Annotated in this window: 6 protein-coding genes; 1 reads left to right on the forward strand and 5 read right to left on the reverse strand. The window is 68.6% G+C overall.

Annotated features, from left to right (window positions below):
• Positions 1–26: 26 nt before the first annotated feature.
• Genes fusA through rpsL form a run of 3 tightly spaced genes read right to left on the reverse strand, consistent with a single transcriptional unit; the run spans position 27 to position 2,974 of the window.
• Positions 27–2,123 (reverse strand): elongation factor G, encoded by a 2,097-nt coding sequence (fusA, locus tag FRANEAN1_RS29995; RefSeq protein ID WP_020463480.1) that lies wholly within the window; start codon positions 2,121–2,123, stop codon positions 27–29.
• A gap of 6 nt (positions 2,124–2,129) precedes the next feature.
• Complete coding sequence (gene rpsG, locus FRANEAN1_RS30000) at positions 2,130–2,600, reverse strand: 30S ribosomal protein S7 (RefSeq protein WP_020463481.1); 471 nt, start codon at positions 2,598–2,600, stop codon at positions 2,130–2,132.
• Positions 2,600–2,974 (reverse strand): 30S ribosomal protein S12, encoded by a 375-nt coding sequence (gene rpsL / locus FRANEAN1_RS30005; protein WP_009740532.1) that lies wholly within the window; start codon positions 2,972–2,974, stop codon positions 2,600–2,602. Before rpsL ends, rpsG begins: the two co-directional genes overlap by 1 nt.
• 1,019 nt (positions 2,975–3,993) lie before the next feature.
• Here rpsL and mug point away from each other — a divergent pair.
• Complete coding sequence (gene mug / locus FRANEAN1_RS30010) at positions 3,994–4,746, forward strand: G/U mismatch-specific DNA glycosylase (protein WP_157473690.1); 753 nt, start codon at positions 3,994–3,996, stop codon at positions 4,744–4,746.
• Positions 4,747–4,990: 244 nt separating this feature from the next.
• On the opposite strand, the gene FRANEAN1_RS30015 is transcribed toward mug, so the two are convergent.
• Positions 4,991–8,881 carry a DNA-directed RNA polymerase subunit beta' gene (locus FRANEAN1_RS30015; protein WP_020463483.1) on the reverse strand — a complete coding sequence of 1,297 codons (3,891 nt, stop codon included), beginning with the start codon at positions 8,879–8,881 and terminating at the stop codon, positions 4,991–4,993.
• Between the two features lie 160 nt (positions 8,882–9,041).
• Complete coding sequence (gene rpoB / locus FRANEAN1_RS30020) at positions 9,042–12,467, reverse strand: DNA-directed RNA polymerase subunit beta (protein ID WP_020463484.1); 3,426 nt, start codon at positions 12,465–12,467, stop codon at positions 9,042–9,044.
• Between the last annotated feature and the right edge of the window lie 718 nt (positions 12,468–13,185).

The raw sequence follows: 13,185 nt of genomic DNA on the forward strand, positions 1-13,185 counted from the left end.
GCCGGCAGCCCGGCCCGGCGGGCCTGCTACTCGCCCCTCGCCTTCGCGATGATGTCCTTGGCGACGTTCTGCGGGACTTCGGCGTAGGAGTCGAACTGCATCGAGTAGCTCGCCCGCCCGGAGGTCTTCGACCGCAGGTCGCCGACGTACCCGAACATCTCCGAGAGCGGCACCAGGGCCTTGACGATCCGGGAACCGCCCCGCTCGTCCATGGCCTGGATCTGCCCACGCCGCGAGTTGAGGTCGCCGATCACGTCACCCATGTGGTCCTCGGGCGTCGTGACCTCGACCGACATCATCGGCTCGAGGATGACCGGGTCGGCCTTCCGGGCCGCGTCCTTGAAGGCCATGGAACCGGCGATCTTGAAGGCGAGCTCGGAGGAGTCGACCTCGTGGAACTGGCCGTCCCGCAGCGTGACCTTGACGTCGACGAGCGGGTAACCGGCCAGGACGCCGAACTCCATGGCCTCCTGGCAGCCGGCGTCCACCGACGGGATGAACTCCCGCGGGATGCGTCCGCCGGTCACCTTGTTCTCGAACTCGTAGCCGCCGCCGTCGCCGCCGGAGGGCTCCAGGTCGATGATCACACGGGCGTACTGCCCGGACCCACCCGTCTGCTTCTTGTGGGTGTAGTCGACCTTCTCCACCTTGCGGCGGATGGTCTCGCGGTAGGCCACCTGCGGCTTGCCGACGTTCGCCTCGACGCCGTACTCGCGGCGCATCCGGTCGACGAAGACCTCGAGGTGCAGCTCACCCATACCGGCGATGACCGTCTGACCGGTCTCCTCGTCGGTGCGGACCTGGAAGGTCGGGTCCTCTTCGGTGAGCCGCTGGATCGCGGTGCCCAGCTTCTGCTGGTCAGCCTTCGTCTTCGGCTCGATGGCAACGTCGATGACCGGGGCAGGGAAGATCATCGACTCGAGGATGACCGGCGAGTTCGGGTCACACAGCGTGTCGCCGGTGGTGGTGTTCTTCAGGCCCACCACGGCCACGATCTGACCCGCGCCCACGCCGTCCCGGTCCTCCCGGTGGTTGGCGTGCATCTGCAGGATGCGGCCGATGCGCTCCTTGCGGTCCTTGGTCGAGTTGAGCACCGCGGTACCGCTGGTGATCCTGCCGGAGTACACCCGGATGTAGGTCAGCTTGCCGACGTACGGGTCCGACATGATCTTGAAGGCCAGCGCCGAGAACGGCTCGTCCTCGTCGGCCCTGCGGACGACCTCGGTGTCCTCCTTGCCGACCGAGTGACCGGTCACCGAGCCGATGTCCGTCGGCGAGGGGAGGAAGTCCACGACCGCGTCGAGCATGGGCTGCACGCCCTTGTTCTTGAACGCGGAACCACAGAGCACCGGGTTGATCTTGCTGGCCACCGTGGCCCGCCGCAGAGCCGCCATGAGCTGCTCCTCGGTGGGCTCGACACCCTCGAGGTAGAGCTCCATGAGCTCGTCGTCGTTCTCGGCGACGGTCTCGACCAGCTTCTCCCGCCATTCCTGCGCGGCCTCAGCGTGGTCGGTCGGGATGTCGACGGTCTCGAACGAGGCGCCCTTGTCCTCGGTGTGCCAGAGCAGGCCCTTCATGCGGATCAGATCGATCACGCCGCGGAAGTCCGCCTCGACGCCCCAGGGAAGCTGGATGACGGCGGGCGTCGCGTCCAGCCGGTCGACCATCATGTCGACGCAGCGGTGGAACTCGGCGCCGACCCGGTCCATCTTGTTGACGAACGCGATCCGCGGGACGTCGTAGCGGTCGGCCTGCTTCCACACCGTCTCGCTCTGCGGCTCGACGCCGGCGACGGCGTCGAACACCGCGACCGCCCCGTCGAGGACGCGCAGCGACCGCTCCACCTCGACGGTGAAGTCGACGTGGCCCGGGGTGTCGATGATGTTGATGGTGTGGTCACGCCACGAGCAGGTGGTGGCGGCGGAGGTGATGGTGATCCCCCGCTCCTGCTCCTGCTCCATCCAGTCCATCGTGGCGCCACCCTCGTGGACTTCACCGATCTTGTAGTTCACACCGGTGTAGAAGAGGATGCGCTCGGTGGTCGTGGTCTTGCCTGCGTCGATGTGGGCCATGATCCCGATGTTCCGGGTCGCGGCCAGTGCGGCATGTGCGTCAGCAGCCATGATGAGTTACCAGCGGTAGTGGGCGAAGGCCTTGTTGGACTCCGCCATCTTGTGGGTGTCCTCCCGGCGCTTCACGCTCGCGCCGAGGCCGTTGCTCGCGTCGATCAGCTCGTTCATCAGGCGCTCGGTCATCGTCTTCTCACGACGGCCGCGGGAGTACCCGACGATCCAGCGCAGCGCGAGCGTGGTGCTGCGGCCCGCGCGGACCTCGACCGGCACCTGGTAGGTGGCGCCACCTACTCGGCGGCTGCGCACCTCCAGCGTGGGCTTGACGTTGTCCAGCGCACGCTTGAGCGTGACGACCGGGTCGTTGCCGGTCTTGTTCTTGGCGCCCTCGAGCGCGCCGTACACGATGCGCTCCGCGACCGACTTCTTGCCGCTCAGCAGCACCTTGTTGACCAGAGCGGTCACCAGCGGCGAGCCGTAGACCGGATCGACGACGACGGGGTGCTTGGGCGCGGGCCCCTTGCGCGGCATTAGCCCTTCTCCTTCTTCGCGCCGTAGCGGCTGCGAGCCTGCTTCCGGTTACGGACGCCCTGCGTGTCGAGAGCGCCCCGGACAATCTTGTAGCGAACGCCCGGGAGGTCCTTCACACGGCCACCACGCACCAGGACGATCGAGTGCTCCTGCAGGTTGTGACCGACCCCGGGGATGTAGGCCGTGACCTCGATCCCGCTGTTCAGCCGGACGCGTGCCACCTTGCGCAGCGCCGAGTTCGGCTTCTTGGGGGTGGTCGTGTAGACGCGGGTGCACACGCCACGACGCTGCGGGCTCCCCTTGAGTGCCGGGGTCTTGGTCTTCTCGACCTTGTCCTGCCGGCCCTTGCGGACCAGCTGCTGGATCGTGGGCAACGCCGCTCCCGTTCCTTCGTGCCTCGTCGTACTCGCCGGCAGCCATCCCGGATGGCCGGCCTGTCTGCCTGCTGTGTCGCGGTGCCGCTCCTCGCCTGGATGGCACGGAGCGTGAGCGCCGGAGTATCCGTTCCCGACCCACGCGGTCGGGCGTGTCGCGCCCTCTGTAAGTACCGGAAGTCCGATACGTCCCAGAAGGAGCGCGCCTACCCGCCCGACTCTGCTCGTCTAACCCTGAGCCGGACCGAACCCGACTGTCACCGACGGCGGCCTGAGTACCTGACCTGAGCGGTCGGTTCTCGGCGCCACGGCGCCACGTCTGGGCGCAGGACACACGCCAGAGCCACGTGGACTCCGGCCACAGGCGCCAACACTACTCCACGCCCACGTCAAGTGTCGAACGGGGTATCACCCGACGACCACGACAGGCGCGACCGGACGACGGACGTCCTGCCTGCGCCTGGCCGTTGCGCGCTCCACGGACGGACCGGTATCCGCCAACCCGCCGGACCGGTACCGACACAACCATCCTCCCACCGGGAGAACAGCCACTGCGAACCCTACCGCCGACCCCTCCGGCCTCCACGAACGCCCGGCCGAAAGGCATCCACCAATTCCTCCGCCCAAGGCCCCGAGACCGGGAAGCCAGGCACCGAGGACCAAACCCAGGGCCCAGGACGGGGACCGGGACTCAGGACGCGGAGCTGGGGCCGGGGCTCGACCCGAGACGGCATCGACCACCTGGCCGCCGCCTCGGCCCCGCCACACATCTCGCGGGCCGGCGCGGAGCGCCCTGATCTACGGCGGGCTGCCGCCAGCAATGGGATTCGGGTGGGGGTGGATGATTCGCAGGGGCGGCGACAAACGAGGATGCCAGGATGGCCAGCACCAGACCGCCCAGCCAGGGCACCGCGCCGGACCAGCCGTCCCCGGCCGACCAGACACCAGAAGACACGCTGCCGCAGACACTCACCCTGTCGACGGGCCCCACGCTGCCATCAGAAGCTGCGACGCCGGGAATGGAAGCCGCGCCGGCGCAAGAAGCCGCCCCCGCGCAGGAAGCCACGGACAGGCCCGTAGCCGCCCCGGCACCGGAGGCCGCCGACACGCCTGTAGCCGGGCCGGCGGCGCTGAGGTCACCGAAGCCGCCGCGGCGGCCCCGACCGGACCGCGCGGAGCTTCTCGCGGCCTACGGGAAGACCGTTCCGGACCTCGTCGGTCCGGAGACCCGGGTGCTGCTGTGCGGTATCAATCCGTCCCTGGAGTCCGGCGCCACCGGATTCCATTTCGGGACGCCCAGCAATCGGCTCTGGCCGGTCCTGCACTTCGCCGGGTTCACCGGGCGCCGGCTGCATCCGTCCGAGACCGAGCACCTACGCGCCCGGGGCATCGGAATCACGAATCTGGTGCACCGCTCGACCGCTCGCGCCGATGAGATCGCTGACGACGAAATCAGGGCCGGTGTGCCGGTACTCATCGAGCTTGTCGAACGGATCCGCCCGGAATGGGTCGCCTTTCTCGGGCTCGCCGCGTACCGCATCGGCTTCGGGCGGCGGACGGCGAAGGTCGGTCGACAGCCGGAGCGCATCGGTCCCGCCGGGGTGTGGCTGCTACCGAACCCCAGTGGGCTGAACGCGCACTACCAGCTACCCGACCTTGTCCGGGTCTACGGCGAACTGCGCGAGGCCGCCTTCGGGCCTGTCACGGCCACCACGCCGGCAGCGGGCCCGACCGCGGGTCCCGGACTCAGGTCCGGGCACGGCGGCGGCTGACGGCGGCTGACGGCGGTCGGTGGCGCCGGCCGCCGCAAACGCCGAACGGCCCGGTGAACCGCGTACCTGCACGGTTCACCGGGCCGTCCCGGTCACAGAGTCGGACGCCCGAGCCGACACCCGACACCGGGCGCCTGACGCCAGGCGACGAGCGCCCGGCCGTCAGACACCAGGCCTGGCACCGAGTGCCGGACGAGCGCGGTCACTGCCGCGGTCGCCCGGCACCGGAGTCAGGCGCGCTGGCTCAGCGGTAGTCGCCCGAGCTGCGGTAGTCGAACTCGTCCAGCGGGACGGCCTGGCCGGATCCGGCACCGAAGGCGCCGTACTCGACCGAGGCGCCGTCCTCGTAGCCGCTGACCGAGTACATCGCCGCGCGCGCCTCGTCGGTCGGCTCCACCCGGATGTTGCGGTACCGGGAGATGCCGGTACCCGCCGGGATGAGCTTTCCGATGATGACGTTCTCCTTGAGGCCGACCAGCGAGTCCGAGCGGGCGTTGATCGCCGCGTCGGTGAGCACCCGGGTGGTCTCCTGGAAGGACGCCGCCGACAGCCACGACTCGGTGGCCAGCGAGGCCTTGGTGATGCCCATGAGCACCGGGCGGGCCGAGGCCGGCTGGCCGCCGATCTCCACCACGCGCCGGTTCTCGCCCTCGAAGCGGGCGCGCTCGACGAGCTCACCCGGCAGCAGTGTGGTCTCCCCCGACTCGAGCACGTTCACCCGCTTGAGCATCTGGCGGATGATGATCTCGATGTGCTTGTCGTGGATCGACACACCCTGCGACCGGTACACCTCCTGGACCTGGTCGACCAGGTGGAGCTGGACCTGGCGCGGGCCGAGGATGCGCAGCACCTCGTGCGGGTCGACGGCGCCGTCGATCAGCTGGGCGCCGACCTCGACCCGCTCGCCCTCGCGGACCCGCAGCCGGGAGCGGCGGGAGACCGGGTAGGCGATCTCCTCGCTGCCGTCGTCGGGGACGATGACGACCTTGAAGGTCTTCTCCGTCTCCTCGATCTTGACCCGGCCGGTCACCTCGCTGATCGGGGCCTTGCCCTTGGGGCTACGGGCCTCGAACAGCTCGACGACACGCGGCAGACCCTGGGTGATGTCGTCACCGGCGACGCCACCGCTGTGGAAGGTACGCATCGTGAGCTGGGTTCCCGGCTCACCGATGGACTGGGCGGCGACGATGCCGACGGCCTCACCGACGTCCACCAGCTTGCCGGTGGCCAGCGAGCGGCCGTAGCAGTGCGCGCAGACACCCATCCGCGACTCGCAGGTGAGCGCCGAGCGCACCCGCACCGACTCGATCCCGGCCTCGATGATCTGGCCGATGACCACGTCGCCGGCGTCGGCGCCGGCCGGGACGACGACCTCACCCTGGGCGTCCACGGCGTCGGAGGCGAGCGAGCGGGCGTACGCGGAGGTCTCCGCGTAGCGGTCGCGCACCAGCACCCCGTCCGGTCCCTTGCGGGCGATCCGGGTCAGGATGCCGCGCTCGGTGCCGCAGTCCTCCTCGCGGACGATGACGTCCTGGCTGACGTCCACCAGACGACGGGTCAGGTAGCCCGAGTCGGCGGTCCGCAGGGCGGTGTCGGCGAGACCCTTACGGGCACCGTGCGTGGAGATGAAGTACTCGACGACGGTGAGGCCCTCGCGGAAGTTCGCCTTGATCGGCCGCGGGATGATCTCACCCTTGGGGTTGGAGACCAGTCCGCGCATGCCGGCGAGCTGCCGGATCTGCATCATGTTTCCGGCGGCCCCGGAGTTGACCAGCGTGTAGACCGGGTTGGTCTCCGGGAAGTTCGCCTCCATGGCCTCGGCGATCTTGTTCGTCGCCTCGGTCCAGATCTGCACCAGCTCGCTGCGGCGCTCCTCGTCGGAGAGGAAACCGCGGCCGAACTGCTTCTCGACCCGCTCGGCCCGCTGCTCGTACTCGTCGAGGATCTGGGCCTTGTTCGGCGGAGCCACGACGTCCTCGATCGCGACCGTCACACCGGACCGGGTGGCCCAGTAGAAACCGGCGCTCTTGAGGGCGTCCAGCGTCGCCGCGACCTGGATCTTCGGGTACCGCTCGGCGAGGTCGTTGACGATCGCCGCCTGCGCCTTCTTGTTCAGCTGGGCGTTGATGAAGGGGTAGCCCTCCGGCAGCGCCTCGTTGAGCAGGCAGCGCCCGAACGTGGTCTCCAGGGTGAACGGGTCACCCGGCAGCCAGTCGGCGGGCGGCGCCCACTCGGCGGGGGGCGTGCTCTCCCGCAGCCGCACCTGGATGCGGGCCTGCAGGTGGATCTCCCGCGCGTCGAAGGCCATCTGGGCCTCGGCGACACTGGAGAAGAACCGGCCCTCGCCGATCGCACCCTCGGACACCCGGGACAGGTGGAACACCCCGGTGACCATGTCGAGGCTGGGCATGGCCAGCGGACGGCCCGACGCCGGCGACAGGATGTTGTTGCTCGACAGCATCAGGATCCGGGCCTCGGCCTGCGCCTCGGCGGACAGCGGCAGGTGCACCGCCATCTGGTCGCCGTCGAAGTCCGCGTTGAACGCGGTGCAGACCAGCGGGTGGATCTGGATGGCCTTGCCCTCGACCAGCTGCGGCTCGAAGGCCTGGATGCCGAGGCGGTGCAGGGTCGGCGCCCGGTTGAGCAGCACGGGGTGCTCGGTGATGACCTCTTCGAGGACGTCCCACACGACCGGGCGGGCCCGCTCTACCATGCGCTTGGCCGACTTGATGTTCTGCGCGTGGTTGAGGTCGACCAGGCGCTTCATCACGAACGGCTTGAACAGCTCGAGCGCCATCTGCTTGGGCAGGCCGCACTGGTGCAGCTTGAGCTGCGGGCCGACCACGATGACCGAACGGCCCGAGTAGTCGACGCGCTTGCCGAGCAGGTTCTGGCGGAACCGGCCCTGCTTGCCCTTGAGCATGTCGGACAGCGACTTGAGCGGACGGTTGCCGGGCCCGGTGACGGGCCGGCCGCGGCGGCCGTTGTCGAACAACGCGTCGACGGCCTCCTGCAGCATCCGCTTCTCGTTGTTGACGATGATCTCGGGCGCGCCGAGGTCGAGCAGCCGCTTGAGCCGGTTGTTCCGGTTGATCACCCGGCGGTACAGGTCGTTCAGGTCGGAGGTGGCGAACCGGCCACCGTCGAGCTGGACCATCGGCCGCAGGTCCGGCGGGATCACCGGAACGCAGTCGAGCACCATCCCCATCGGGGAGTTGCGGGTGTTCAGGAACGCCGACACGACCTTGAGCCGCTTGAGCGCGCGGGCCTTCTTCTGCCCCTTGCCGCTGCGGATGGTCTCGCGCAGCGACTCCGCCTCGGCGGCCAGATCGAAGTCGGCGAGCCGGTGCTGCAGCGCCTCGGCGCCCATGCCGCCCTCGAAGTACTGGCCGAACCGGTCGCGCAGCTCGCGGAAGAGCAGCTCATCCGGCTCGAGGTCCTGGACCTTCATGTTCTTGAACCGATCGAAGACCCGGTCGAGGTCGTCGATCTTGCGCTGGGAGCGGTCACGGATCTGGCGCATCTCGCGCTCGGCCGACTCGCGCACCTTGCGGCGGGCGTCGCCCTTGGCGCCTTCGGCCTCGAGCTGCGCGAGGTCCTCCTCCAGCTTGCGCTGGCGGGTCTCGACGTCGGCGTTCTTCTTGTCCTCGAGCTGCTGCTTCTCGACACCGATGCGGGCCTCGAGGGTCGGCAGGTCGCGGTGCCGGGAGTCGATGTCGACCTTTGTGATCATGTAGGCGGCGAAGTAGATGACCTTCTCGAGGTCCTTCGGCGCCAGATCGAGCAGGTAGCCGAGACGGCTCGGCACGCCCTTGAAGTACCAGATGTGGGTGACGGGGGCGGCGAGCTCGATGTGGCCCATCCGCTCGCGGCGCACCTTGGCGCGCGTGACCTCGACGCCACAGCGCTCACAGATGATGCCCTTGAACCGGACCCGCTTGTACTTCCCGCAGTAGCACTCCCAGTCCCGGGTCGGACCGAAGATCTTCTCGCAGAAGAGCCCGTCCTTTTCCGGCTTGAGGGTGCGGTAGTTGATCGTCTCCGGCTTCTTGACCTCACCGAACGACCACTGGCGGATGTCGTCCGCGGTGGCCAGGCCGATGCGCAGCTCGTCGAAGAAGTTGACGTCCAGCAAGACTGTCGCCTGCTCTCTCTTTCTCAGTCGGGACGCTGCCGGGGCCCCCGGGCCGGGGCCTGTGGGCTCCTACCCGGGTGGCACGAGTGGACGGGGGCGGGGGCCCGCCGTGACCGGCCGGAGCCGGTCGGCGCATCCGCCAGGCGGGCCCCCCGTCACGTCAGACCTCTTCGACGCTGCTGGGCTCGCGCCGTGACAGGTCGATTCCGAGCTCCTCCGCCGCGCGGAAGACGTCCTCGTCGGTGTCCCGCATCTCGATCGAGACACCGTCGCTGGAGAGCACCTCGACGTTGAGGCACAGCGACTGCATCTCCTTGATGAGGACCTTGAACGACTCCGGGATACCGGGTTCCGGGATGTTCTCGCCCTTGACGATCGCCTCATAGACCTTCACTCGGCCGACAACGTCGTCCGACTTGATCGTGAGGAGTTCCTGCAGGGCGTAGGCGGCGCCGTACGCCTCGAGCGCCCACACCTCCATCTCACCGAACCGCTGGCCACCGAACTGGGCCTTGCCACCGAGCGGCTGCTGCGTGATCATCGAGTAGGGGCCGGTCGACCGGGCGTGGATCTTGTCGTCGACCAGGTGCAGGAGCTTGAGGATGTAGATGTAGCCAACCGCCACGGGGTACGGGTACGGCTCTCCGGTGCGGCCGTCGTACAGCTCGGCCTTGCCGGAGGAACCGATCATCTGCTGACCGTCCCGGTTGGGCAGGGTGGCGTCGAGCAGGCCGGTGATCTCCTCCTCGCGGGCACCGTCGAACACCGGCGTCGCCACGTTGGTCCCGGGCGGGGCCGCGTCGGCGCCGATGCCGCGCAGGCGCTCCTTCCAGCCCTCCGCGCCGGAGTCGACCTGCCAGCCGGTCTTGGCGACCCAGCCGAGGTGCGTCTCCAGGATCTGGCCGATGTTCATACGACGCGGCACACCGTGCGGGTTCAGCACGACGTCGACGGCGGTGCCGTCGGGGAGGAAGGGCATGTCCTCCACCGGCAGGATCTTGGCGATGACGCCCTTGTTGCCGTGCCGGCCGGCGAGCTTGTCACCGTCAGTGATCTTGCGCTTCTGGGCCACGTAGACGCGGACCAGCTCGTTCACGCCCGGGGGCAGCTCGTCGCCGTCCTCGCGGGAGAACACGCGGACACCGATGACCTTGCCGGACTCGCCGTGCGGCACCTTCAGCGAGGTGTCGCGGACCTCCCGGGCCTTCTCACCGAAGATCGCGCGCAGCAGGCGCTCCTCCGGGGTCAGCTCGGTCTCGCCCTTCGGGGTGACCTTGCCGACCAGCACGTCACCGGGCGACACCTCGGCACCGATCCGGATGATGCCGCGCTCGTCGAGGTCGGCGAGAACCTCCTCGGCGACGTTCGGGATGTCCCGGGTGATCTCCTCCGGGCCCAGCTTGGTGTCCCGGGCATCGACCTCGTGCTCCTCGATGTGGATCGAGGAGAGGACGTCGTCCTGCACCAGGCGCTGGGAGAGGATGATCGCGTCCTCGTAGTTGTGCCCCTCCCACGGCATGAAGGCCACCAGGAGGTTCTTGCCCAGCGCCATCTCGCCGTTGTCGGTGCACGGGCCGTCGGCGATGACCTGACCGGCCTCGACGCGGTCGCCCTCGAAGACGATCGGCTTCTGGTTGATGCAGGTGCCCTGGTTCGACCGGCGGAACTTCGCCAGGCGGTAGGTGCGCCGCGTCCCGTCGTCGTGCATGACGGTGATGTAGTCGGCCGACAGATCCTCGACCACGCCGGACTGGGCGCAGACGACCACGTCGCCGGCGTCCTTGGCCGCGCGGGCCTCCATGCCGGTGCCGACCAGCGGAGCCTCGGAACGCAGCAGCGGAACCGACTGGCGCTGCATGTTCGAGCCCATCAGGGCACGGTTGGCATCGTCGTGCTCAAGGAAGGGGATCATCGCCGTCGCGACGGACACCATCTGCCGCGGCGAGACGTCCATGTAGTCGACCTCGTCCGGCGGGATGAACTCGACCTCACCGCCCTTGCGGCGGACCAGGACGCGGTCCTCGGCGAACGTGCCGTCCGCGTTCAGCGGGGTGTTCGCCTGCGCCTTGACGTGGCGGTCCTCCTCGTCCGCGGTCAGGTAGTCGATCTGGCCGGTGACCCGGCCGTTCTCCACCTTGCGGTACGGGGTCTCGACGAAGCCGAACGGGTTGACCCGCGCGAACGTCGACAGCGAGCCGATCAGGCCGATGTTCGGGCCCTCCGGCGTCTCGATCGGGCACATCCGGCCGTAGTGGCTGGGGTGCACGTCGCGGACCTCGAAGCCGGCCCGCTCCCGAGACAGACCGCCGGGGCCCAGCGCCGACAGGCGGCGCTTGTGGGTCAGGCCGGCCAGCGGGTTCGTCTGGTCCATGAACTGGGAGAGCTGGCTGGTGCCGAAGAACTCCTTGATGGAGGCGACGACCGGCCGGATGTTGATCAGGGTCTGCGGCGTGATCGCCTCGACGTCCTGGGTCGTCATGCGCTCGCGGACGACGCGCTCCATCCGGGCCAGGCCGAGGCGGACCTGGTTCTGGATGAGCTCGCCGACCGTGCGCAGGCGCCGGTTGCCGAAGTGGTCGATGTCGTCGACCTCGTAGTTGTCCGGGTCCTGGCCCGCGTGCAGCTTGACGATGTACTCGATCGTGCGGACGACGTCGTCCTCGGTGAGGACGCCGACATCGTGCGCGACCTCGAGGGTCAGCTTCTTGTTCACCTTGTAGCGGCCGACCTTGGCCAGGTCGTAGCGCTTCGGGTTGAAGAAGAGGTTCTCCAGCAGGGTCTGCGCCGACTCCCGCGTCGGCGGCTCGCCCGGGCGCAGCTTGCGGTAGATGTCGAGCAGGGCGTCGTCCTGGCTGGAGGTGTGGTCCTTCTCCAGGGTGACCCGCATCGACGGGAAGTCGCCGAAGCGCTCCAGGATGCGGGCCTCATCCCAGCCCAGGGCCTTGAGCAGGACGGTGACCGACTGGCGGCGCTTGCGGTCGATGCGGACGCCGACGGTGTCCCGCTTGTCGATCTCGAACTCGAGCCAGGCCCCCCGTGAGGGGATGACCTTGCAGGAGAACAGATCCTTGTCGGACGCCTTGTCGATCGCCTTCTCGAAGTACACACCCGGGGACCGGACGAGCTGGCTGACCACCACGCGCTCGGTGCCGTTGATGACGAACGTGCCCTTCGGGGTCATGAGCGGGAAGTCGCCCATGAACACCGTCTGGCTCTTGATCTCACCGGTGGTGTTGTTGGTGAACTCGGCGGTGACGAACAGCGGCGCCGAGTAGGTCATGTCCTTGTCCTTGCACTCCTCGACGGAGTACTTGGGGGGCTCAAACCTGTGATCCCGGAAGGACAGGGACATCGAGCCGGAGAAGTCCTCGATCGGGGAGATCTCCTCGAAGACCTCCTCGAGCCCGGAGGTGATGGGGACATCGTTCCTGTCGGCGTCGATGGCCTCCTGGACCCGCTCCGCCCAGATGTCGTTGCCGATCAGCCAATCGAATGACTGCGTCTGCAGGGCGAGAAGATCCGGGACCTCGAGGGGCTCGATGATCTTTGCGAACGAGATGCGGGAGGCGGAACGCGAGGCGGCCAAGGTGGTCCTTCCGGTGGCCTGATCGTGGGGCTGGCGTCGCGGATGTCAAGGATCCGTAAGGGGGTGGTCAGGTGATCAGTGTCTCGCTACGGTTGTGCGGAACGTCGGCGGGGGGTACCCCGGCAATGCGAGGATCCCGAGATGGAGACTGCGTCGCGGATGCGGCAACCAGCCGGGCGGCGACCGCCCGTGCGGACGCCGGCGCGGGCGAAACGGTGGGGCCGAGCGCCCGCGTGATGCCGGGAGTCCACTGACTCGGGGCATGACGGAGCGGCCGCGGGTCTGGTCGGCACGCGTGTGGCAAGGCCACGCGGCGCCGGCGCGGCGATCTCGGATCGACGTGTCGGTGCAAGGGCGAGAAGTCTCGTTCGGGTCTCGGTTCGGACAGCCGGGCCGCCGTGCCCGCAAGCGAGACACGGCCACGCCGCTCTCGCGTCACCCCGAACCCGCTGAGGCGGCAGGTGCCCGGTCAATGGACCGAAGGACCGCGGACCGCCCCGCGGCGCGAACCCGATCACCCCAAGGGGCCGGATCCCGATGTCGAACGTGTTACCGACGAGCCCGATGCAACGAGAAAGACAGCGCAAACTAGCAGTGTAGCCGAAGGCTTCACTGCCGGCAAGGACGAGACCTGATCACGTCGCGCGCCGCTTCCCTACGAAGGTTCGCGAAATGATGGAACTCCGTAGCCCCGGAGCTAGTCAAGGCCTCAAGGGCA

Source organism: Parafrankia sp. EAN1pec (genome assembly GCF_000018005.1).
Taxonomy (GTDB): domain Bacteria; phylum Actinomycetota; class Actinomycetes; order Frankiales; family Frankiaceae; genus Parafrankia; species Parafrankia soli.

Bases quoted from the DNA above. Each gene is read 5' to 3' on its own strand.
- fusA (WP_020463480.1), bottom strand. From the start codon at position 2,123: ATGGCTGCTGACGCACATGCCGCACTGGCCGCGACCCGGAACATCGGG.
- rpsG (WP_020463481.1), bottom strand. From the start codon at position 2,600: ATGCCGCGCAAGGGGCCCGCGCCCAAGCACCCCGTCGTCGTCGATCCG.
- mug (WP_157473690.1), top strand. From the start codon at position 3,994: ATGGAAGCCGCGCCGGCGCAAGAAGCCGCCCCCGCGCAGGAAGCCACG.